At 62.7% G+C, this 22,714-nt stretch carries 21 protein-coding genes and 1 tRNA gene; 7 read left to right on the top strand and 15 right to left on the bottom strand.

Translation table 11 applies throughout. The annotated features are described in order from the left end of the window. Positions 1 to 50 precede the first annotated feature (50 nt). From rpoC to rplJ, 4 genes are all read right to left on the bottom strand, one after another. Positions 51 to 4,250: a DNA-directed RNA polymerase subunit beta' gene (gene rpoC / locus IVA95_RS09540; protein ID WP_213245516.1), complete on the bottom strand. Its 4,200-nt coding sequence runs from the start codon at positions 4,248 to 4,250 to the stop codon at positions 51 to 53. A 148-nt stretch (positions 4,251 to 4,398) separates the two neighbouring features. Then, positions 4,399 to 8,517, bottom strand: coding sequence for a DNA-directed RNA polymerase subunit beta (gene rpoB / locus IVA95_RS09545; RefSeq protein WP_213245518.1), 4,119 nt, complete (start codon positions 8,515 to 8,517; stop codon positions 4,399 to 4,401). Positions 8,518 to 8,887: 370 nt separating this feature from the next. Further along, a complete protein-coding gene (gene rplL / locus IVA95_RS09550) occupies positions 8,888 to 9,265 on the bottom strand; it encodes a 50S ribosomal protein L7/L12 (protein WP_213245520.1) in 378 nt (125 codons plus the stop codon). Between the two features lie 50 nt (positions 9,266 to 9,315). Then, complete coding sequence (rplJ, locus tag IVA95_RS09555) at positions 9,316 to 9,834, bottom strand: 50S ribosomal protein L10 (RefSeq protein ID WP_213245522.1); 519 nt, start codon at positions 9,832 to 9,834, stop codon at positions 9,316 to 9,318. A gap of 643 nt (positions 9,835 to 10,477) precedes the next feature. On the opposite strand from rplJ, the gene IVA95_RS09560 reads away from it, so the two are divergent. From IVA95_RS09560 to IVA95_RS09575, 4 genes are all read left to right on the top strand, one after another. Next, complete coding sequence (locus IVA95_RS09560) at positions 10,478 to 10,855, top strand: hypothetical protein (RefSeq protein WP_247510260.1); 378 nt, start codon at positions 10,478 to 10,480, stop codon at positions 10,853 to 10,855. Next, complete coding sequence (locus IVA95_RS09565) at positions 10,848 to 11,393, top strand: hypothetical protein (protein ID WP_247510261.1); 546 nt, start codon at positions 10,848 to 10,850, stop codon at positions 11,391 to 11,393. The genes IVA95_RS09560 and IVA95_RS09565 overlap by 8 nt, the downstream gene beginning before the upstream one ends. Beyond that, positions 11,371 to 12,255 carry an RNA polymerase sigma factor SigJ gene (gene sigJ / locus IVA95_RS09570; RefSeq protein WP_247510262.1) on the top strand — a complete coding sequence of 295 codons (885 nt, stop codon included), beginning with the start codon at positions 11,371 to 11,373 and terminating at the stop codon, positions 12,253 to 12,255. Before IVA95_RS09565 ends, sigJ begins: the two co-directional genes overlap by 23 nt. Positions 12,256 to 12,414: 159 nt before the next feature. After that, complete coding sequence (locus tag IVA95_RS09575) at positions 12,415 to 13,410, top strand: hypothetical protein (protein WP_247510263.1); 996 nt, start codon at positions 12,415 to 12,417, stop codon at positions 13,408 to 13,410. A gap of 19 nt (positions 13,411 to 13,429) precedes the next feature. Here IVA95_RS09575 and IVA95_RS09580 read toward each other — a convergent pair whose 3' ends face one another. The 5 genes from IVA95_RS09580 to secE all read right to left on the bottom strand — a co-directional run bounded on the left by IVA95_RS09580 (position 13,430) and on the right by secE (position 16,616). Further along, on the bottom strand, positions 13,430 to 14,377 hold the full coding sequence (locus IVA95_RS09580) for a 2-hydroxyacid dehydrogenase (protein ID WP_247510264.1): 948 nt from the start codon (positions 14,375 to 14,377) through the stop codon (positions 13,430 to 13,432). 117 nt (positions 14,378 to 14,494) lie between these two features. Further along, on the bottom strand, positions 14,495 to 15,187 hold the full coding sequence (gene rplA / locus IVA95_RS09585; protein WP_057843562.1) for a 50S ribosomal protein L1: 693 nt from the start codon (positions 15,185 to 15,187) through the stop codon (positions 14,495 to 14,497). A gap of 6 nt (positions 15,188 to 15,193) precedes the next feature. Next, positions 15,194 to 15,622 carry a 50S ribosomal protein L11 gene (gene rplK, locus IVA95_RS09590; protein ID WP_247510265.1) on the bottom strand — a complete coding sequence of 143 codons (429 nt, stop codon included), beginning with the start codon at positions 15,620 to 15,622 and terminating at the stop codon, positions 15,194 to 15,196. A gap of 251 nt (positions 15,623 to 15,873) precedes the next feature. Continuing rightward, positions 15,874 to 16,404, bottom strand: coding sequence for a transcription termination/antitermination protein NusG (gene nusG, locus IVA95_RS09595; RefSeq protein ID WP_057849226.1), 531 nt, complete (start codon positions 16,402 to 16,404; stop codon positions 15,874 to 15,876). Positions 16,405 to 16,424: 20 nt separating this feature from the next. Further along, positions 16,425 to 16,616, bottom strand: coding sequence for a preprotein translocase subunit SecE (secE, locus tag IVA95_RS09600; RefSeq protein ID WP_057849148.1), 192 nt, complete (start codon positions 16,614 to 16,616; stop codon positions 16,425 to 16,427). Positions 16,617 to 16,971: 355 nt separating this feature from the next. Here secE and IVA95_RS09605 point away from each other — a divergent pair, with 355 nt between their 5' ends. Beyond that, complete coding sequence (locus IVA95_RS09605; protein WP_247510266.1) at positions 16,972 to 17,157, top strand: hypothetical protein; 186 nt, start codon at positions 16,972 to 16,974, stop codon at positions 17,155 to 17,157. 73 nt (positions 17,158 to 17,230) lie between these two features. Here IVA95_RS09605 and IVA95_RS09610 read toward each other — a convergent pair whose 3' ends face one another. The 5 genes from IVA95_RS09610 to IVA95_RS09630 all read right to left on the bottom strand — a co-directional run bounded on the left by IVA95_RS09610 (position 17,231) and on the right by IVA95_RS09630 (position 20,469). Further along, complete coding sequence (locus tag IVA95_RS09610; protein ID WP_247510267.1) at positions 17,231 to 17,968, bottom strand: hypothetical protein; 738 nt, start codon at positions 17,966 to 17,968, stop codon at positions 17,231 to 17,233. Further along, positions 17,965 to 18,360: a phage holin family protein gene (locus IVA95_RS09615; RefSeq protein WP_247510268.1), complete on the bottom strand. Its 396-nt coding sequence runs from the start codon at positions 18,358 to 18,360 to the stop codon at positions 17,965 to 17,967. Before IVA95_RS09615 ends, IVA95_RS09610 begins: the two co-directional genes overlap by 4 nt. Continuing rightward, a complete protein-coding gene (locus tag IVA95_RS09620; RefSeq protein ID WP_247510269.1) occupies positions 18,357 to 18,968 on the bottom strand; it encodes a hypothetical protein in 612 nt (203 codons plus the stop codon). The genes IVA95_RS09615 and IVA95_RS09620 overlap by 4 nt, the downstream gene beginning before the upstream one ends. 13 nt (positions 18,969 to 18,981) lie before the next feature. Continuing rightward, positions 18,982 to 19,791, bottom strand: coding sequence for a DUF3618 domain-containing protein (locus IVA95_RS09625; protein WP_247510270.1), 810 nt, complete (start codon positions 19,789 to 19,791; stop codon positions 18,982 to 18,984). Positions 19,792 to 20,184: 393 nt separating this feature from the next. Further along, positions 20,185 to 20,469, bottom strand: coding sequence for a YhjD/YihY/BrkB family envelope integrity protein (locus IVA95_RS09630; RefSeq protein ID WP_247510271.1), 285 nt, complete (start codon positions 20,467 to 20,469; stop codon positions 20,185 to 20,187). A gap of 414 nt (positions 20,470 to 20,883) precedes the next feature. Between IVA95_RS09630 and IVA95_RS09635 the strand changes: the two genes are divergently transcribed. Further along, complete coding sequence (locus tag IVA95_RS09635; RefSeq protein ID WP_247510272.1) at positions 20,884 to 21,096, top strand: DUF3072 domain-containing protein; 213 nt, start codon at positions 20,884 to 20,886, stop codon at positions 21,094 to 21,096. A gap of 92 nt (positions 21,097 to 21,188) precedes the next feature. Here the strand turns inward: IVA95_RS09635 and IVA95_RS09640 are convergent. Continuing rightward, positions 21,189 to 21,264, bottom strand: a tRNA-Trp gene (locus IVA95_RS09640). 148 nt (positions 21,265 to 21,412) lie between these two features. Between IVA95_RS09640 and IVA95_RS09645 the strand changes: the two genes are divergently transcribed. Further along, entirely contained in the window at positions 21,413 to 22,633 is a 1,221-nt protein-coding gene (locus tag IVA95_RS09645; protein WP_247510273.1) for a serine hydrolase domain-containing protein, read from the top strand. Positions 22,634 to 22,714: the final 81 nt, after the last annotated feature.

Below are 22,714 nucleotides of genomic sequence, written 5' to 3' on the forward strand. Positions count from 1 at the left end.
AGAAAAAGCCGGCTTCGCAGCCGGCTTTCCTGTTGATCGGAGTGGAACCCTTACTCCGCTGGCGGCAGCGCCAGCGGTTCGGCTTCCGGAGCGGTCGGCACGATCGCCGCCTGCTTCTCGCGCTCGTCCAGAATCAGCTTGTCGCGTTTGACCGCGACTTCGCGGATCTTGGCCATCGAGGCGCCGGTGCCTGCCGGGATCAGCCGGCCGACAATGACGTTCTCCTTGAGGCCTTCCAGCGGGTCCACCTTGCCGTTGACGGCGGCTTCGGTGAGCACGCGGGTGGTCTCCTGGAACGAGGCCGCCGAGAAGAACGAGCGGGTCTGCAGGCTCGCCTTGGTGATGCCGAGCAGAACCGGCGTTCCCGTGGCGGGCTTCTTGCCCTCTTCCTTTGCCTTCAGGTTGAGCGCGTCGAACTCGATCTTGTCGACCTGCTCGCCCGAGATCATGTCGGTGTCGCCCTGATCGGTGACCTCGACCTTCTGCAGCATCTGACGGACAATCACCTCGATGTGCTTGTCGTTGATGAGCACGCCCTGCAGCCGATAGACCTCCTGGATTTCGTTGACCAGATAGGCAGCGAGTTCCTCGATGCCCTTGATCGCCAGGATATCGTGCGGCGCCGGATTGCCTTCGACGATGAAATCGCCCTTTTCGACGATGTCGCCGTCCTGCAGATGGATGTGCTTGCCCTTCGGGATCAGGTACTCGCGCGGCTCCTCGGTCTTGTCCATCGGCTCGATCGAGATGCGGCGCTTGTTCTTGTAGTCGCGGCCGAAGCGGATCGTGCCGGCGATTTCCGCGATGATCGCCGCGTCCTTCGGCTTGCGGGCCTCGAACAGTTCGGCCACCCGCGGCAGACCGCCGGTGATGTCGCGGGTCTTGGCGCTTTCGGTCGAGATACGCGCCAGGATGTCACCGGCCTTGACCTTCGCGCCGGTATCCACCGACAGGATGGCGTCGACCGACAGCATGTAGCGGGCATCGCCGCCACGCGCGAGCTTGAGCACCTTGCCGTCCTTGCCCTTGACCACGATGGCCGGACGCAGGTCGGCACCACCGCGCGACGCACGCCAGTCGATGACGACGCGCTTGGCGATACCGGTGGATTCGTCGAGCGTTTCCGAGATCGACTGACCCTCGACCAGGTCCTCGAACCCGATGGTGCCCTCGACTTCGGTGAGAACCGGACGGGTGTACGGATCCCACTCCGCGATGCGCTGGCCGCGCTTGACCATGTCGCCCTCGTCGACGTGCATGCGCGCGCCGTACTGAATGCGGTGGGTCGCACGCTCGGTTCCGTCGGCATCGACGATCGCAACGACCATGTTGCGAACCATCGCGATCAAGTGGCCTTCGCTGTTTCGGGCGATGGACTTGTTCTTGATGGTGACCTTGCCCTCGAAGTTCGATTCGACGAACGACTGCTCGTTGATCTGCGCCGCGCCGCCGATATGGAACGTGCGCATCGTGAGCTGCGTGCCCGGTTCACCGATCGACTGGGCGGCGATGACGCCGACCGCCTCGCCGTGGTTGACCGGCGTGCCGCGGGCCAGATCGCGGCCGTAGCACTTGCCGCAGATGCCGTTGACGAGTTCGCAGGTCAGCGCCGAGCGAATCTTCACTTCCTGGATGCCGGCCTGCTGGATGGCGTCGACATGCGTCTCCTCCATCAGCGTGCCGCGCTTGACCACGACCTTGTTGGTCGCAGGATCGCGCAGATCCTCGCCCGCGGTGCGGCCGAGAATACGCGAGGCCAGCGAAGCGACCACCGTGCCGGCATCGACGATGGCGCGCATCTTGATGCCGAGCTTGGTGCCGCAATCGTCCTGCGTGATGATGCAGTCCTGCGCCACGTCGACCAGGCGGCGGGTCAGGTAACCGGAGTTCGCGGTCTTCAACGCGGTGTCCGCGAGACCCTTGCGGGCGCCGTGGGTCGAGTTGAAGTATTCGAGCACCGACAGACCTTCCTTGAAGTTGGAAATGATCGGCGTCTCGATGATCTCACCCGACGGCTTCGCCATCAGGCCGCGCATACCGGCGAGCTGACGCATCTGCGCCGGCGAACCGCGCGCGCCCGAATGCGCCATCATGTAGATCGAGTTGATGTCGGCGTCGGCACCCTTCGGCGTCTTCTTGGTCGAGGAGATTTCCTTCATCATCTCCTTGGCGATTTCTTCGGTCGCCTTCGACCAGGCGTCGACCACCTTGTTGTACTTCTCGCCATGGGTGATCAGGCCATCGTTGTACTGCTGCTCGAAATCCTTCGCCAGCGTACGGGTGGTGTCGACGATCTTCCACTTGCTGTGCGGCACCACCATGTCGTCCTTGCCGAACGAAATGCCGGCCTTGAACGCATTGTAGAAGCCGAGCGCCATGATGCGGTCGCAGAAGATCACGGTCTCCTTCTGACCGCAGTGACGGTAGACCTGGTCGATCACGCCGGAGATTTCGCGCTTGGTCATCAGCTTGTTGATGATGTCGTACGAAATCTTCGCGTTCTTCGGCAGCACGTTGCCGAGCATGACGCGGCCCGCGGTGGTCTCGATCCAGCGCTTCGCCGGCTTGCCGTTCTCGTCGGTGCCCTCCCACCGGTACTTGATCTTGGTGTGGAGGTGGATGACCTTCGAATGCAGAGCGTGCTCGAGCTCGGCCATGTCGCCGAAGATCTTGCCCTCGCCGGGCAGGCCTTCACGCATGATCGAGAGATAGTAGAGGCCGAGCACGATGTCCTGCGACGGCACGATGATCGGCTGACCGTTCGCCGGATGCAGGATGTTGTTGGTCGACATCATCAGGACGCGCGCTTCCAACTGCGCTTCGAGCGACAGCGGAACGTGCACGGCCATCTGGTCGCCGTCGAAGTCGGCGTTGAACGCCGCGCAAACCAGCGGATGGAGCTGGATCGCCTTGCCTTCGATCAACACCGGCTCGAACGCCTGGATGCCGAGGCGATGCAGCGTCGGCGCGCGGTTGAGCAGCACCGGATGCTCGCGGATCACCTCGTCGAGGATATCCCAGACCTCGGGACGCTCCTTTTCGACCAGCTTCTTCGCCTGCTTCACGGTGGTGGACAGACCCTTGGCGTCGAGCCGCGAATAGATGAACGGCTTGAACAGTTCGAGCGCCATCTTCTTCGGCAGGCCGCACTGATGCAGCCGCAGCTCGGGACCGACCACGATCACCGAACGGCCCGAATAGTCGACGCGCTTGCCGAGCAGGTTCTGCCGGAAGCGGCCCTGCTTGCCCTTGAGCATGTCGGCCAGCGACTTCAGCGGGCGCTTGTTGGCGCCGGTGATGACGCGGCCGCGGCGGCCGTTGTCGAACAGCGCGTCGACAGCCTCCTGCAGCATGCGCTTTTCGTTACGGATGATGATGTCGGGCGCGCGCAGCTCCATCAGCCGCTTCAAGCGGTTGTTGCGGTTGATGACGCGGCGGTAGAGATCGTTGAGGTCCGAGGTCGCGAAGCGGCCGCCGTCGAGCGGCACCAGCGGACGCAGGTCCGGCGGGATCACCGGCACCACGGTCAGGATCATCCACTCCGGCTTGTTGCCGGAATAGCGGAACGCTTCGACGATCTTCAGCCGCTTGGCGAGCTTCTTGTGCTTGATGTCGGACTCAGTCTCCTGCATCTCGGCGCGCAGGGACTGCTCGAGCTTTTCTAGCTCAAGGCCCTTCAACAGCTCGCGGATCGCTTCCGCGCCGATCATGGCGGTGAACGAATCCTGGCCGTATTCGTCCTGCGCCTTCAGGTACTCGTCTTCCGACAAGAGCTGACGGTCCTTGAGCGCGGTCAGGCCCGGCTCCAGCACGACGTAGTATTCGAAGTACAGGATCCGCTCGAGATCCTTCAGCGTCATGTCGAGCAGAAGGCCGATGCGCGACGGCAGCGACTTCAGGAACCAGATGTGGGCAACAGGTGCCGCCAGTTCGATATGGCCCATGCGCTCGCGCCGGACGCGCGACAGCGTCACTTCGACCGAGCACTTTTCGCAGATGATGCCCTTGTACTTCATCCGCTTGTACTTGCCGCACAAGCACTCGTAGTCCTTGATCGGCCCGAAGATGCGGGCGCAGAACAGGCCGTCGCGCTCCGGCTTGAAGGTCCGGTAGTTGATGGTCTCTGGCTTTTTGATCTCGCCGTAGGACCAGGACAGAATCTTCTCCGGGGACGCAATCGAGATCCGGATCTGGTCGAAGACCTGGGCCGGGGTCGTCGGATTGAAGAGATTCATAATTTCTTGGTTCATCGTCTTCTCCTCGCGTGCCGGTCGTCACCGGCAGCAAATTCGAAACTCTTTTAGTGCGCCCCACTCAACGTCCGAGCGAAGCGCGAATGTCCGGCCCTTTGCGCGAAGGCTTGCCTCGCGCTTTGGGCCGGACATGGAATCTTAAGCGTTACTCAGCCGCCTCGGACGTCGGCGCCGGTCCCATCTTGGAATTGTGCAGGTCGACGTTGAGGCCGAGCGAGCGCATTTCCTTGACCAGCACGTTGAACGATTCCGGAATACCCGCCTCGAACGTGTCGTCGCCGCGCACGATCGCCTCGTACACCTTGGTACGGCCGGCGACGTCGTCCGACTTCACGGTCAGCATTTCCTGCAGCGTGTAGGCCGCGCCGTAGGCTTCCAGCGCCCACACCTCCATTTCGCCGAAACGCTGGCCGCCGAACTGCGCCTTGCCGCCCAGCGGCTGCTGGGTGACGAGCGAGTACGGACCGATCGAACGCGCGTGGATCTTGTCGTCGACCAGATGGTGCAGCTTGAGCATGTAGATGTAGCCCACCGTCACCTTGCGATCGAAGGCGTCGCCGGTGCGGCCGTCATAGACGGTCGACTGGCCGGAGGCGTCGAAGCCCGCGAGCTTCAGCATCTCCTCGATGTCGGCTTCCTTGGCACCGTCGAACACCGGCGTCGCGATCGGCACGCCGTGGCTCAGATTGCGGCCCAGCTCCATCAGCTCGTTGTCGTTGAGCGTCTTGATGGTTTCATCGTCGCCATAGATCTTCTTCAGGGTCTCGCGCAGCGGCTTGAGGTCCTGCTTCTGATAGTAGCCATCGATGGTCTGGCCGATGCGCTTGCCGAGGCCGGCGCAGGCCCAGCCGAGATGCGTCTCCAGAATCTGGCCGACGTTCATGCGCGAGGGCACGCCGAGCGGATTGAGCACGATGTCCGCATGCGTACCGTCCTCAAGGAACGGCATGTCCTCGATCGGAACGATCTTGGACACCACACCCTTGTTGCCGTGGCGGCCGGCCATCTTGTCGCCGGGCTGGATCTTGCGCTTCACCGCGACGAAGACCTTGACCATCTTCATCACGCCGGGCGGCAATTCGTCGCCACGCTGCAGCTTTTCGACCTTGTCGAGGAAGCGCTGTTCGAGGCCCTTCTTCGATTCGTCGTACTGCTTCCGCATCGCCTCGATTTCGGCCATCAGCTTGTCGTTCGGTGACGCAAACATCCACCACTGCGACTTCGGATACTCCTCGAGCACGGCGCGCGTGATCTTGGTGTCCTTCTTGAAGCCCTTCGGACCCGCGATGCCCTGGCGGTTTTCCAGGAGCTCGGCCAGGCGGCCGTAAACGTTACGGTCGAGGATCGCCTGTTCGTCGTCGCGGTCCTTGGCCAGACGCTCGATCTCTTCGCGCTCGATCGCCAGCGCACGCTCGTCCTTGTCGACGCCGTGCCGGTTGAACACGCGCACTTCCACGATCGTGCCCTGCACGCCCGGAGGCACGCGCAGCGAGGTGTCGCGGACGTCGGAAGCCTTTTCGCCGAAGATGGCGCGCAAAAGCTTTTCTTCCGGCGTCATCGGGCTCTCGCCCTTCGGTGTGATCTTGCCGACCAGGATGTCGCCGGCGCGGACTTCGGCGCCGATATAGACGATGCCGGCTTCGTCGAGGTTCTTCAGCGCTTCTTCCGAGACGTTCGGAATGTCGCGGGTGATTTCCTCAGGTCCGAGCTTGGTGTCGCGGGCCATCACCTCGAACTCCTCGATGTGGATCGAGGTGAAGACGTCGTCCTTCACGATCCGCTCGGAGAGCAGGATCGAGTCTTCGAAGTTGTAGCCGTTCCACGGCATGAACGCGACCAGCACGTTGCGGCCGAGCGCGAGCTCGCCGAGATCGGTCGAGGGACCGTCGGCAATGATGTCGCCCTTCTTGACGATGTCGCCGACCTTCACCAGCGGACGCTGGTTGATGCAGGTCGACTGGTTGGAGCGCTGGTACTTCATCAGCCGGTAGATATCGACGCCCGACTTGGTCGGATCGAGATCTTCGGTGGCGCGGATCACGACGCGGGTGGCGTCGATCTGGTCGACCACGCCGGAACGGCGGGCGGCGATGGCGGCACCGGAGTCACGGGCCACCACGCCCTCCATGCCGGTGCCGACGAACGGCGCCTCGGCGCGAACCAGCGGCACCGCCTGGCGCTGCATGTTCGAGCCCATCAGCGCGCGGTTGGCGTCGTCGTTCTCGAGGAACGGGATCAGCGCCGCGGCCACCGAGACGAGCTGCTTCGGCGACACGTCCATATAGTCGACTTTGTCCGGCGTGATCGGCAGCACTTCGCCGGCATGACGGCAGACGATCAGGTCTTCGGTGAAGCGGCCCTTGGCGTCGAGTGGCACGTTGGCCTGCGCGACGCGATAGCGCCCCTCCTCCATCGCCGAGAGATACACGACCTCGTCGGTGACGCGGCCGTCCTTCACCTTGCGGTAGGGCGTTTCGACGAAGCCGTACTTGTTGACGCGCGCGAACGTCGCCAGCGAGTTGATCAGGCCGATGTTCGGACCTTCCGGCGTCTCGATCGGGCAGATGCGGCCGTAATGGGTCGGATGCACGTCGCGGACTTCGAAGCCGGCGCGCTCGCGGGTCAGGCCGCCCGGTCCAAGCGCCGACAGACGGCGCTTGTGGGTGATCTCCGACAGCGGGTTGGTCTGGTCCATGAATTGCGAGAGCTGGGACGAGCCGAAGAACTCGCGCACCGCGGCAGCCGCCGGCTTGGCGTTGATCAGGTCCTGCGGCATCACGGTGTCGATGTCGACGCTCGACATGCGCTCCTTGATGGCGCGCTCCATGCGAAGGAGGCCGATGCGGTACTGGTTCTCCATCAACTCGCCGACCGAACGCACACGGCGGTTGCCGAGATGGTCGATGTCATCGATCTCGCCCTTGCCGTCGCGCAGGTCGACCAGCGTCTTGATGACGGCCAGGATGTCTTCCTTGCGCAGCGTGCGATGGGTGTCGGGCGCGTCGAGCTCGAGGCGCATGTTCATCTTGACGCGGCCGACCGCGGACAGGTCGTAGCGTTCCGCGTCGAAGAACAGCGACTGGAACATGGTCTGGGCCGAATCGATCGTCGGCGGCTCGCCCGGACGCATCACGCGGTAGATATCGAACAGCGCGTCTTCACGCGTCATGTTCTTGTCGGCATGCAGTGTGTTGCGGATGTAGGCGCCGACATTGACGTGGTCGATGTCGAGCAGCGGCAGCTCCTTGTAGCCCTGCTCGTTGAGCGCCTTCAGCGACTTCTCGGTGAGCTCCTCGCCGGCCTCGGCGTAGATTTCACCGGTCTTCGGATTGACGAGATCCTCGGCGAGATAGTTGCCGATCAGCTCTTCATCCGACAGGCGCAGGGCTTTCAGGCCCTTTTCCTGCAACTGGCGCGCCGCGCGCACGGTCAGCTTCTTGCCGGCCTCCAGCACCACCTTGCCGGTATCGGCGTCGATCAGGTCGTTGATGGTCGAGTAGCCGCGGAAACGGGCGGCGTCGAACGGCACGCGCCAGCCGTCCTTGGCGCGCTTGAAATTGATCTTCTTGTAGAACGTCGAAAGGATCTGCTCGCCGTCGAGACCGAGCGCGTACATCAGCGAGGTCACGGGGATCTTGCGGCGGCGGTCGATGCGCGCGAACACGATGTCCTTGGCGTCGAACTCGATGTCGAGCCAGGAACCGCGATACGGAATCACGCGCGCGGCAAACAACAGCTTGCCGGACGAATGGGTCTTGCCCTTGTCGTGGTCGAAGAACACGCCAGGCGACCGGTGCATCTGCGAGACGATGACGCGCTCTGTACCGTTGACGACGAAGGTACCGTTCATGGTCATGAGCGGGATATCGCCCATGTAGACGTCCTGCTCCTTGATGTCCTTGACCGACTTGGCGCCGGTTTCCTCATCGATATCGAACACGATCAGGCGCAGCGTCACCTTCAGCGGCGCAGCATAGGTCATGCCGCGCTGGCGGCACTCGTCGACGTCATATTTCGGCGGCTCGAATTCGTAGCGGACGAACTCTAGCATCGAGGTGCCGGAGAAATCCGAGATCGGGAACACCGAGCGGAACACCGCCTGCAGGCCCTCGTCCAGCCGGCCGCCCGGAGGTTCATCGACCATCAGGAATTGGTCATAGGATGCCTTCTGAACCTCGATCAGGTTCGGCATCTCGGCGACTTCCTTGATGTGTCCGAAGAACTTGCGGACCCGTTTGCGACCGGTGAATGTCTGCTGCGCCATCGTGGCCTCTCATTTTCGTCGCCTTAGTAGGCGAACCTTCCGAAGCGCGACTGCCATCGCCCCCGGGTTGAATTGTCGAATCGCTCAAAAGGAACAAAGCCCACTTTCAGGAATTAAATCCTGAACCCGCACTTTAGACCTTCAAAACGCAAAACGACGCGCGGGCGCATGACTGCACCCGCCCGTCACAACTGGTTGCTTCACGGACTGAAAAAGCCCGAAATCTGACTGTCTCCCAACGGCTTACGCCGGGAACCCTGCCGTCCCCGCCGCCTACCGCCTTTTCCTGCTGCCGCCCTGATATGGGGCAGAAACGTGGAGATTCGAGGGGCTAACCCCGCGAATCCCCACACTTTTCTGTGTAGTACGCTTACTTCAACTCGACCTTGGCGCCAGCCTTTTCGAGCTGGGCCTTGAGTTTGTCGGCCTCTTCCTTGTTCACGCCTTCCTTGACCGGCTTGGGCGCGCCTTCGACGAGGTCCTTGGCTTCCTTGAGGCCCAGGCCGGTGATGGCGCGGACTTCCTTGATGACTTCGATCTTCTTTTCGCCGGCGGAAGCGAGAACGACGGTGAAGTCGGTCTTTTCTTCAACCGGAGCAGCGGCGGCGCCGCCACCCGCGGGACCGGCAACCGCCACGGCGGCAGCGGCGGAAACGCCCCACTTTTCTTCGAGGAGCTTCGCGAGCTCGGCAGCTTCGAGCACCGTGAGGCTCGAGAGGTCGTCGACGATTTTCTGTAGGTCAGCCATTGATCAGTTCCTTAAAGGTTTGGTTCGAACCAGATTTGATTAGCGAAGGGTCAGGCCGCTTCGCTCTTTGAGGCATAGGCCTGGACGACGCGCGCGAGCTTGGCCGCGGGCGCAGTGGAGAGCTGAGCGATCTTGGTCGCCGGCGCCACTAGGAGGCCGACAAGCTTGCCGCGCAGTTCGTCCAGCGAGGGCAGCGAGGCAAGTGCCTTCACGCCGTTCACATCCAGGACGGTTTTACCCATCGAGCCGCCGAGAATGACGAACCGCTCGTTCGTCTTGGCGAACTCCATGGCAACCTTCGGCGCCGCTACCGGATCGTTTGAAGTCGCGATCACGGTCGGCCCCTTCAAAAGGGAGCCAATGGCAACGACGTCCGTGCCTTCAAGAGCAATTTTGGCGAGACGGTTCTTCGAGACCTTCACCGACGCGCCCGCCTGCTTCATCTGCGTACGCAGCTTCTGCATCTGGGCCACGGTGAGGCCGGAATAATGGGCGACGACTGCAACGCTCGTGGTCTTGAAGACCTCGTTCAGCGCCTCAACCGCGTCCTTTTTTGCCGCTCTTTCCACAGCAAGCTCTCTCCGGTTGGCGGCCTTCGCTTAAGAGCGAGACCGCCGGGTTGCACCCATCGTCTCGCCCAAAACCTGACCTCTAGACACCAGTCTCAAGGACACGCCGGGCAGACGACATTTGAAAAGCCTGCCCTCCCGAACCAGATGGTGCGGGGTGTCGAGGTTCGAACCAAATCAGCCATGGCGCCGCGCGAGGCGACGCTAAAGCGAAATCCGGTCTTCACCCGTCTATGCAGGCTATAAGATTAAGCCGTTGAAGAACTTGCGTTTCTTCGCGGGCGCCTGCAGTCTCGGACAGGATCGGGGCCATCCGGCAAGCCGAAGGACCCCTGCCGCATTCCACGAAACGATGAGCTTTCCTTCCTTTCGAGCAATCCATGCGGATGTCCTGAAAGGAATGATCTCCTACCGTAACGGGTTTTCGGAATGCGCGCACGGACGTGCCAGCTACGGCCAGCACGCCTGGAAGCCGTTGTTTAACGAGTCTTGCCCGGCTTGCCAAGAGCAAAATTCACACCAGTTTGTCGGCGCAGCCCAGGCAAAGTTCCTCGGCAAAATTTTCGCTCGAAACGCGCGCCAATTTTTGACCCGCGCCGTCACACTACCCTCCCCACGCTCGTCTTGGTCGCAGGAGGTTCCCATGCGGCGTCAAATAGCGGCGATCCTTGCGATACCGGCCGTTCTGAACGGACTGGCGATGCTTGTTGCCGGCCCCCTCTGGTACCACAACGTTCCCGGCGTCACCGATACCGGTCCCTTCAACCCGCATTTCGTGCAGGACGTCGGCGCAGCATTTCTGGTGGCCGGTCTGGCGCTGGCCGCGCGGGCATGGCGACCACGGTACTGGCCGGCGGCGGTGGCGGGCGCCGGCTTCCTAGCCGCGCATGGCCTGATCCACCTGGTGCTGATCGTTAGCGGGCACGTCCATCACGCCGTGTTCGATCTTCTTGCCGTGGTCCTGCCCTCCGCACTCGCCCTCTATTCCGCCTTCCCCAACAAAGGAGAACAATATGCGTAGTTGGATCGCCCGCCGCAGTTTGCGTGCATTCGCCAAACGCTATGGTTACGACGTCAGCTATCTCGAGGCGATGCTGAACGAATCGCCTGCCGCCTTTTTCAAGTTCGCGCCCATCATGAAGGCGGCCGCGCATCGCGAGGCGGTCCCGACCGATGCCAGCTTCGCTGCCAAAATCGTCGGCGCGCTGGCGGAGGATTGCGGTCCCTGTACGCAACTGGTCGTCGACATGGCGCTGGAAGCGGGCATGGCCAAGGACCAGATCGAGGCGGTTCTTCGCCGCGATCCGCACGCAATGAATGATGCGACCATGCTCGGGTTCCGGTTTGCCGATGCCGTGGTGCGCCGCTCCGCCAATGACGATGAGTTTCGCGACGCCATCCGCGCCCAATGGGGCCCGAAAGGCGTGATAGACCTGACGCTGGCGCTCCAGCTCGGTCGCATGTTCCCGATGGTGAAAGCAGGGCTCGGCTACGCCAAGGAGTGCCGCCGCGTCTCGGTGAATGGGCACAATGTCGATGTCGTCAAACAGGCCGCATGACGACCCGCTGGCGCCCCATCGCGGGCGCCTGCTCGGGCTCGCCTATCGCATGCTCGGCAGCCGCAGCGACGCCGAGGACGTCGTGCAGGACGCCTATCTCCGCTTTGCCGGCGCGCAGGATGTCCGCAACGCGGAAGCGTTTCTCGTCACCGTCGTGACCCGGCTCTGCCTCGATCGCCTGAAGAGCGCAAAGGCGCAGCGGGAGATCTATGTCGGGCCCTGGCTTCCGGAGCCGGTGTTCGACGCGGAAAGTCTGTCGGCCGAAGCCGCCACCGAACTGGCTGACGATCTATCGTTCGCCCTGTTGCTGGCGTTGGACCGGCTTTCTCCGATGGAGCGCGCGGCCTTCCTACTTCACGATGTGTTCGACACGCCGTTCTCCGAAATCGCCGCGATGCTCGACCATAGCGAGGCCGCCTGCCGTCAGCTTGCCTCGCGCGCCCGCCGAGCGGTGCGCGACAACCGCCCGGCGCCTGCGGCCGCGCCGGACAGTCACGCGCGCCTGCTGCATGCTTTCAGCGAAGCAGTGGCCAGCGGTGACGTCAGCCGGCTGGCCGAATTGCTGCGCGAGGATGCGGTTGCAATCACCGATGGCGGCGGCCGTAAATTCGCGGCGCGCAATCCGATTGTCGGGAAAGACAAGGTCGCCCGCTTCTTCGTCGGCATTGCCGGCAAAACCGCCGGCCAGGACGTCCGTATCGAGCCGGCTGTCATCAACGGCGCCATTGGCGCGCTACTCTATCTGGATGGCGAACTCGACCTCACCCTGAGCATGGCGATCGATGGCGAGAAAATCGCTGCGATCTACGTCGTCCGCAATCCCGACAAGCTGCGCCACATCCGACCTGCCGGGATACACTGACTCAAGTTTAACGATTGCGCTAACCGCCTCCTAATCTCGCAGTTCAGATTTGCAGCGCTCAGGTCGCGCGTTAACCGCAGCACAACCGCCGGCCTGCAGTTTCAGGCCGGAGCTGCGCCGGACGCCCCGTTCCGTTGTCGCGCCAGGGGGAGCGTCGCCATGCCCGTTATCCGTAATTCCGCCCGTGCTTTCATCGCGGCGCTGATCGTGCTCGTCATATTCCACGGCATCATGTCGGTGCTGGGTCTTGGCGTATTCCTGGCCAACAAGCTCGAACCGCCCTCCCCGGACCGCGCATTTCAGATTTTCGCGGCGCGCGTCGTGGTCGATGCCGTCCTGCTTGCCGCTGGGCACTGGCTGCTGCGTTCATTCGGCCTTGCCACCCGCATGGCCTATGGGCTGATGGGCGGAGCCGCCGCAGCGGTCGGGTATGCCTTTGCGCTTTCGCAAGACCTCAATATCGCGCCGGCGCTGGACGGCACTCACCTGACGGCATCGATATTGCCGATCATCGTCGGCATGATCAGCGCAACTCTGTACGCCCAGTTTGCCGGCCGCGAGATGCTCGGCGCCCGCCGCGGCGCTATTGCAAATGCCGATGCGCCAACGCCGTCCGTCCCTGCAAATTTCGATGGACCGGTTCAGGTCCGCACCTCGATGGCTGCAACCGCCATCGCCTCTGTGGTGCCGGCCGCCTTGGTCGCGTTGATCACAATCCCCTTCGTGACGTTCTTTCTGACGCAATGGGACACCGGTAGTTCGCAGAATCCGGCCTGGGCCAACCAGATTTCGCAAATGGCGCTACCGGCCTATTTCTTCATGGCAACCTTGCTCGCAACAGCCATCCCGTCCGCCATCATTGTGAGCGTTACACACGCCGCCGCGCGAGCTTTCCGGCGCACGGGCGGAATGGACTACGCCATCATCGGCGCCGTCGTCGGCGTGATCGCCTCCATTGCACTGCTGGTGTTGTTTCCGACCCCCCTCCTGGCGCTGGTCGTCGTTGCCGCGGCCATCATGGGCGCCGCCTATCGCCGCTTCGCAGGCCTGGAGCCGCTGCCCTTACCGGAAGCTGTGTTGGCGACCGACCCTGCTGCGCTCGTCGGCGAGCATGATGCCGCGCGCCGAACCCGCGCCGTGATCATGAACGGCTGAACCAGCCGGCTGGTGTGAACTACGCCACCTTGTACGGCAGCGGCTTGCCGGCGAAGAACGCGTCGAGATTAGCGAGTACGCAGTTCTGCATCGCCACATGCGATTCCAGCGTATGACCGCCGATGTGCGGAGAGAGCACCACGTTGGGAAGTGCGGTCAGGGCGTCCGGCGCATGCGGCTCCTTCTCGTAGACGTCGAGGCCCGCGCCGGCGATGGTCTGATCGGTCAGCGCCGCAATCAGCGCAGGCTGGTCGATCACCGAGCCGCGCGAAATATTGACGACGTAACCATCCTTGCCGAGCTTGCGCAGAATATTGGCATCGACAACGTGATGGGTATCCGCCCCTGCCCGCACCGCGATCATCAGGACACTGCACCATTCGGCCAGCGCATCCAGGCTCGGAAAATACCGATACGGCACATCGTGCGGGCGGCGGCTAAAATACCCGACCTCGGTCTCGAACGCGGCAGCCCGCGAGGCAATCTTGCGGCCGATCTCGCCCATGCCGTAGACGCCGATCTTGCGGCCGAGCATCCCGGCTTGCGGGCGCATCATCGGCGACGGTTTTGCGGCCGCCCAACTCCCGCCGCGCACATAGTCGTCAGCCACGAGCAGCCGCCGCGTGGCCGCCAACATCAGCGTGACCGCGATATCGGCGACTGACGCCGCATTGGCGCCGGGGCTGTGGCCGACGGCGATGTTGCGCTTCGCCGCAGCGTCGAGGTCGACGCCGTCATAGCCGGTGCCGTAGCAGATGATCGCGCCCAGTTTCGGCATCATGTCCATCGCCTCGCTGCGAAGCGGCGTCCCGCCCGCCGTGATCAGCGCGCGAATGTCGGCGAGCTGATCGGCCGAGAACACCTCGTTGGGCGCCTTGCCCGCGGCGTTCAACAACTCGAAGCGCTCGCCAAAACGTTCCATCTGGGCTTTGGGAAAACGCGAATAGATCAGGACTTTCTCGGGCATTCTTTTTCCTTCTTGCCAAGTCCGGCGACGCAACGACTACGAAAACGCGACTTCAAACGCAAAGGGCGGAATCGGTCACCCGATTCCGCCCCTGCAATTCACTCAGACCGCCACGGACTAGCCGAGCAGTGTGCCCGGCTCGACCTTGACGCCCGGGCCCATGGTGGAGGAGACCGCCACGCGCTGGATGTAGGTGCCCTTGGCGCCGGCCGGCTTTGCTTTTGCCACCGCATCCGCCAGCGCTTTCACGTTCTGCACCAGCTTTTCCTCGGAGAACGACGCCTTGCCGACACCGGCCTGCACGATGCCGGCCTTTTCGACGCGGAATTCGACCGAGCCGCCCTTGGCGCCCTTCACGGCTGACGTGACGTCCATCGTCACGGTGCCGATCTTCGGGTTCGGCATCATGCCGCGCGGGCCGAGCACCTTACCGAGGCGGCCAACCAGCGGCATCATGTCGGGGGTTGCGATACAACGGTCGAAGTCGATCGTGCCGCCCTGGACCTTCTCGACCAGGTCTTCGGCGCCGACGACGTCAGCACCGGCAGCCTTGGCTTCGTCCGCTTTGGCGCCACGGGCGAACACGCCGACGCGCAGCGTGCGGCCGGTGCCGTTCGGCAGGTTGACGACGCCGCGAACCATCTGGTCGGCGTGGCGCGGGTCGACGCCGAGATTGATCGCGATCTCGATCGTCTCGTCGAACTTCGACGTGGCGCGTTCCTTGACCATCTTGATGGCATCCGCGAGCGGATAGAGCTTCTCGCGGTCGATGCCCTCACGGACCTTCTTCAAACGTTTTCCGATTGCCATGGTCCGTTACCCCGCAACTTCCAGACCCATCGAACGGGCGGAGCCCTCGACCATCTTCATGGCCGATTCGACGGAATCGCAATTGAGATCCTTCATCTTCTTCTCGGCGATCTCGCGCACCTGCGCGCGTGTCACCTGGCCCGCCTTGTCGCGGCCCGGAGTTTTCGAGCCGGACTGGATCTTGGCAGCCTGCTTGAGGAAGTAGGACATCGGCGGCGTCTTCATCTCGAAGGTGAAGGAACGGTCCGCATAGATGGTGATGATCACCGGGATCGGGGTGTTCTTTTCTTCCTTCTGCGTCTGCGCGTTGAACGCCTTGCAGAATTCCATGATGTTGAGGCCGCGCTGACCAAGCGCGGGACCGATCGGGGGCGACGGATTTGCCGCACCGGCCGGGACCTGAAGCTTCAGGTATCCGGTCACTTTCTTTGCCATTTATTGCTCCTCATGTTGCTCCGGACAATCCGGAAGCTTCACAGGACCGTGGTACGGTTCGCATGACGGCTGGCGACCGTCAGTCCCCTTCCACGGCATTCCAAAGGCGTCGCCGCCTCCACTCTTGTCATGCCCGGGCTTGACCCGGGCATCCTTCCCTCTTCGAGAAGAGCTTCTCAAGCAAGATGGATTGCCGGGTGATCCAGTGCGAAGACGCGCTTCGCGCTTTAGCACGGCAATGACAGCATCGATCAGACCTTCTCGACCTGACCGAATTCCAGTTCGACCGGCGTGGCGCGGCCGAAGATCGACACAGCGACCTTCACGCGCGAACGCGCCTCGTCAATTTCTTCAACCACGCCGGAGAACGACGCGAACGGGCCATCGGCCACGCGGACGTTCTCGCCGATTTCGAACGACACCGACGCCTTCGGCCGTTCGACGCCTTCCTGCACCTGGTGCAGGATCCGCATCGCCTCGGACTCGGAGATCGGCATCGGCTTGTTTTCGGCGCCGAGGAAGCCCGTCACCTTCGGCGTGTTCTTGATGAGATGGAACGCCTCGTCGGTCAGTTTCATCTTCACCAGCACGTAGCCCGGGAAGAACTTGCGCTCGGCGTCGATCTTGCGGCCGCGGCGCACCTCGGTGACCTTTTCAGTCGGCACCAGCACCTGGTCGAACAGTTCCTCGAGGCCGCGCTGCTTCGCCTGCTCCCGGATCGATTCCGCCACCTTCTTCTCGAAATTCGAGTAGGCGTGAACGATATACCAGCGCTTGTCCATCGTAAGGGTTCCGGTGCTCATCATTGGACGCCCAGCAGGAAGGTGACGACGTAGCGGATGATCAAATCCGATATGAAGAAAAAGATCGAAGCCAAGGCAACCATCACGAACACCATGATCGTGGTGATCGTCGTCTCGCGGCGGGTCGGCCAGGTGACCTTGGCGGTCTCCGAGCGCACTTCCTGCAGGAATTTGAACGGGCTGAAAGCCATCGTTGGTTACCGCGTCCTTCGTGAGACCATTGTGATTTAAAGCGAATCCGAACAGCCCTCTAGTGCCCAGCCCTCTCTCGAAGGTGAGCCGCCAAGCGGGCTCGATTGTTCGGGGGAATTCAAGGCCGCGCCGGATATCCGCATCTAACGGGCCGGCAGCAGGTGGCGGCTATCTACTGCCGGCCGGGCAAAAGGTCAAGGTACGGGGTGCCGCGGCCCCTGTCGGCAGACTGAAACGGGGCGGAGCCATTGGTTAACCGCCGGTACCGGGTCGGCTCAAATGCACACAAGGCCACGACCCTGATTTTAAAAGCTCTTGGATATCCTGTTTGCTCCCCTGGGGAGTGACACGACCATGGCACTGTTGGGCCAAGACTGCGAAAGACCTTCGGGCGAGACCGCGTGGACCATTCTCGACGCGGCAAACGATCTCGGCGACACCGTTACCGTCGATGCCTGCCGACGGGTCATCGATGCCGACCTGCGCGGCGACACGCCCGCCACGTCGGACATGGCAGTCCTCACCGCATTCTTCGGCTAGCTTCGCGACAGCGCTAGAAAATTGGTCCAACTAATTGACCTAACAGCAATTTTTCCCCGCCGACGCTCGCTGCCTAGGACCCTACTTTCTGTCGGGCCGCATCCATTGCATCCCGGCCCGCCTGTTGCACCCGATCGGATAATTCGGCGCCGGCGTCCCCGAGTTCCGCTTGGAGCGTGTCGGAGGCCTCTCTGACGCTTTGAGACACGGCGCCGGCGCGGGCGTTCACGTCCGCCTTCAAACTGTCGCTGAGCTCGCCGACCCACTCATCTTCGAGATGGGACTTCGCCAACGCCCCGGCCACCGTGGCACCGATCGCCAGACCGACGGCACCGAGGACCAGCGGTTGTCGTTCGAGGAGCTCGGAAAGCGAGGATTGCGCCTGAGCCAGCGTTTCCCTCCGTGGCAGGGCCCTGCCCAGCCGGTCCCACATTTCCCGCGCACCGGAGACGCCTTCCTCGAACCGATCGCTGATCGTATCCGCCGCATCCGACATCGCATCGGAAGCCCCGCTTCTGGCGTTGCGCACCGTCTCATTGACGCCCCGCGACGCTTCGTCCTGCATTCGGGAGGTTCGATCCCGGATGGACTCATAGCTATTCTCGAATTTCGAGGCGGCGGCCCGTGAACCGCGCGCAGCCGTATCGGCAAGCGGCGCGGCAGCGGCCCTGACCGAGTTCGCCGCGTTCTTCAACTTGTCATTGCCGATAAGTAGCCAAAGCGCACCGCCTCCGATCAGAGCCGCAGCAAGCGGATTGTCGCGGGCAGCAGCCGTCAGGCCATCTATGAAACTCCCTTGTGTTCCGCTCATCGCACCATTCCCTTCACGGTATCCTTGTCCTTTTCGAGCTGCCGCAGCGTTTCACGTGGCGCCAGTTTCCGCGCGTCCAGCCGGTTCATGCCGATCGCAAGCAGGATCGCTGCAACCACCGCGGCCACGATCGCGGAGATCAGATACGAGACGGGCTGCGACCATCCTCCCGCGATCAAGGCCGCGGAAAGGGCGAACAGGGCCATGACAATCGCTGGAACGACGAGAATGGCGCCAGCCGCGACGAGACCAACGGCGACACCGATTTGCTGAACCTTTTCGCCAAGCTCAGCCTTGGCGAGATCGACTTCGTTTTGAAACAGCTTGGCGAATTGCGAAAGTGCATCGCCCAGCAGGCTGGAGATCGTCCGAATATCCGTTTTAGTGCTCATGATGCCTCCGCTTTGTAGGAGGACGAGGTGGAGGGTGATGGCGTGTACGATGAAGGCGAGTACGATGAGGAAGAGCTTTGCGGTGAAGAGCTCTGACTGCCGGATGCCTTCAGGAAGCGGACCGCGGCGAAACCGGCAAGCACCGAGAGACCGAGAAAAGCCGCAGGCTGCCGTCTCGCAAAATCGGTCGCGCCATCGACGAGATCGCGGAGACTTCCGTTGCGGATCTTGTCGGCGGCCTCGTCAACATATTCAGCCGCGGAATTGATGCTGCGGGCAGCAAACGGTGCGTCATTCTCGAACGCGCGCGCCGCATTCCTGATATCGCCGGCAAGCCGGCCGATGAAATCCGCGCCCGTGCGCTGTTGTTCGCCAGCCTGCTCCTGCAGACGATCGGCAGTTCCTGACGCCACGTCCTTGGCGACATCCGCCGCTTCCTTGAATTTTTCGCGTGCCATATCCGTCGACGCCTTCAGCGCGTCGCCGGCGCGCTGCTTCATCTCTGCGCCGGCTTCGGTAGCCTGGTCCTTCAAGTCCTGGGACGACGTCGTCGTATTCTGGTTCTGAGAGGAATTGGTGTTACGGGTGTTGAGATCCAAATCGCTCATGGCGGTCTCTTTTTCAGCTATGCGGGTTACGGGAAGGATCAAATGCCGTCGTCACGACGTCGTCGGCCACTTCTTGGAGCCTCTCGGTCACGCCTTCCGTGATCCGACTGGCGTGCTTGCCGAGGTCGGCGTCGGAAACGCTTTTCGCCGCGGCGTCCGCAGCCGACATAGCGGCGTCTTTGGCGGCATCAAATCCGGATTGAGCTGCCGTGCCTGCGGCGCGTTTAACGCTGTCGCTCGCTTTACCCAATACGCCGGCCTCGGCCCTGGTACTTGGAAGCGAAGCAGCAAGGATCGCACCAATCGCCACTCCCAGGCCGCCGATCAATGCAGCGTTGTCGCGGATCACCTTGCTTGCCGCTGCGGGTGCCGCGGTCGCTGCCCGGGTGGCGGAGGAGCGAGCGCGCTCCATCTTTTCTTTCGCCATTTCCATGGTGTCATTTGCCATTTCAGAAGCGGCATCCATGCCGGCCCTGACCTTGCCGCTGACGGCGTCGGCGGTCTCGGCGGCCCGATTCCTCGTCTCGCTCGCCATCTCGCCCGCGGCCTCCTGTGCGTCGCCGGCCCTAGCGGCTGCCTCGCTCTGGGTGGAGGATACCGCCTGACGCAGGCTATCGCCGAGTGACTGCGCGCGTGCGGTGGTCTCATCGATCGCCTCCTTGGCTCTTTCGATGGCCGGTGCCACTGATTCCGCAGCGCGGTCACGCACCGTCCTGGAGCTCAGGGCAAGGCCCGCGCCGATCATTAACAGCGGGAGCGGAAAACCGCGGGCCAGCCGCAGCGCGGGCACTGCAATTGCGGTGCCCGCGGCAATCGCCTGCATCGGGTTTTCCATGGCTTGCTGCCTGACCGCGCCAAGCCAAGTCTGGGTCTTGTGACTGATGAAGCCGGAAACCTCCGCCTTGATGCCATCCGGCGAAACCTTGTAGCGGATGTCTTCTGCAGTGTCGGTGATCTGTTCCCTCAACCGATCGACGGTCGCCGCAAGCTGGGCGCGGCTTATCTCGGAGTCCCGTCGTAGCTCCTCTACGGATCGTGCCATGTCGTCACCGCCCTATTGGGTTCGTGTTGGTTTTGGGACGAACTCACGCGCTATTGAATTGTTCCTCGCGCTCGCTGCGCCTGGCCGAATGACGCTCGTCATCGATCGCCTTCGTCAGTTCAGCACCGCACAGGAAAACCTGCGATGAGTAATAGGCCCAGAACATGAGGACGATCAGCGCACCCCGCCGCGCATAGGCCGAACTCGGCGCTGCGCGACCGGGCTAAAGCCGATCACCGACTTGCCGATAGTGAACAACACGGCTGTGACAAATGCGCTCAGGACGAGATGGCACCAGTAGATGTTCGTATCGGGCAGTACCCGGTAGATCGCTGCGAACAACAGCGTGAATATCGCTATCGGCACCACCGTGTTGAGAGCACTTCGGACGACCTTGTCAGCAGACCACTGTTCCAGGGCCGATAGCGCGGCGCTGGCGGCCAACGAAACGATCAACATAAGCCGAGGGCGGCCACGAGCCGAGGCTGGCGACACGAGGCCTGATCTAGGAGGAGACGCGCTGTTCAACCGGCTTGGCCTTGAACGTCGCATTCAGTGCAGTGCGCATTCGCCGAAACCCGCAATGCCGTTATCAGGATCAGGACGGTGACGACCCCGAGAATTGTCGCGGTCGTCCCCGGACATTGGATCGCTTGAGCGCGCGAGGAAGCCAGAAACGGCCTTCACTATCCCGCCACAGGGGTCCCATTGGTCTTCCCTCGGGTCTTCCCTCGCTCTCTCCGATTGCAGCGCAAGCAATGGCATCGTTGCTGAAGCGGCGGTAGTTCGTTGGAGTTGCACCGATGCTCCCCTCGAACGCACTCGCGGAACAATACATGAACAAATGCATTCTTGGACTGAGGAGGACGGCAAATGACTTCCAAGACGCACATCGATTCGAACACAGAAAAGGACCCTGACGACTGGGTCTCCGGCGATGAGCCGATGACTGGGGCTCAGGCATCTTACCTGAAGACACTGTGCGAGCAGGCGCATTGCCCCGACGCATTCAATGAGAACCTCACGAAGGCGGAAGCGTCGAAGCTGATCGACAAGATGCGCGAGAGAGCCGGCGTGGCAGAATAGGCCGGTCGTCGTTGAATGAAGCGCGAGTTCGTCGGAAGCCTGAAAGGGCTCGCCGGCCGTCGCCGAAGATCAATCTAAGTATTTGATTTGGCTGGCAGGAGTGGCAGGGCTCGAACCTGCGACCCCCGGTTTTGGAGACCGGTGCTCTACCAATTGAGCTACACTCCTGCAGGGAACCGGCGCGTGCGTCGGTTCGTGCCGTTTCAAGCATAGGGCATGCCCCGATTGCAAGGGCGAAGCGGCTTACCGCCCTATCCAAAGCGCACCTTCTGCGCCAGACTTGGTCACCACAACAATAAGCGCAACGGGAGAGACCATGAACGCGCAGACCGCCCGCCAGACAACCGCCCCCCAGACCCCTTCTCTCCCCGACGCCAAGCCGGAAACCATCGGCCTCTCGAGCGTCCGCCTGCAGGGGATGTCGGACGCCTTCAAGCGCGAGGCCGACAAGGGAACCTTGCCCGGCGCCACCGTCATGGTGGCCCGGCGCGGCCAAGTCGGCTGGTTCGATGCCGTCGGCCGGCAGAGCCCGGCAGCAGCCACGCCGATGGCACATGACAGCATCTTCCGCATCTTCTCGATGACCAAGCCGATCGTCTCGGTCGGAATCATGATGCTGGTCGAGGACGGCCACTTCATTCTGGGCGACCCCGTCGCCAAGTTCATTCCGGAGTTTGCCGACCAGAAGGTCGGCTGCGAGAACAACGGCAAGCTCGAGCTGGTGCCGGTGAAGCGGCCGATGACGGTTCAGGACCTGCTGCGGCATACGTCGGGCCTGACCTACGACCACACCGGTAACGGCCTCGTCCAGCAGCTCTATCAGCAGTCACGGCTGCGCAGCCGCAAGATCACCAACGCCGAGCACGCCACCATGATCGCCGGCATGCCGCTGATCTGCCAGCCCGGCGCAGAATGGAACTACAGCCGCTCGACCGATGTGCTCGGCCGCATCATCGAAGTCGTCTCCGGCAAGTCGCTCGGCGCGTTCCTGACCGAGCGAATCCTGGCGCCGCTGCAGATGGCCGAGACCGCCTTCCATACCTCGGAAGCGAACGCCGGCCGCCTCGCCGAACCGTTCCCGACCGATCCGTGGAACGGCGACAAGGTGCAGCTCTTCAACATGCTGGAGAAGCCCGCGATGGAATCCGGCGGCGGCGGGCTGGTCTCGACCACCATGGACTATGCGCGGTTCTGCCAGATGCTGCTCAACGGCGGCACGCTCGACGGCAATCGGATTATCGGCCGCAAGACGCTGGAGCTCATGGCTTCAGATCACCTCTCGCCCAACGTGAAGGTCGACTCGCCGCTGATGCCGCCCGGTCACGGTTTTGGACTCGGCTTCGCGGTCCGCACTCACCAAGGCATCGCGCCGTTCCCGGGCTCGCTCGGCCAGTTCTTCTGGAGCGGCATGGCCGGGACGTTCTTCTTCATCGATCCCGCGGAAGAGCTGTTCACGGTCTTCATGATGCAGGGCCCCGGCCAGCGCGAATACATCCGCAACCTGCTGCGCGATTTGGTCTACGCGGCGGTGGAGTGATTTCTCGTGCCCCGGACGCGACGCAGCACGAAGTGATGCGTCGCTGAGCCGGGGCCCACATCTTCGCCGCCGTCCACATGG

Origin of the sequence: Bradyrhizobium sp. 157 (assembly GCF_023073815.1) — a bacterium.
In the GTDB taxonomy this organism is placed as follows: domain Bacteria; phylum Pseudomonadota; class Alphaproteobacteria; order Rhizobiales; family Xanthobacteraceae; genus Bradyrhizobium.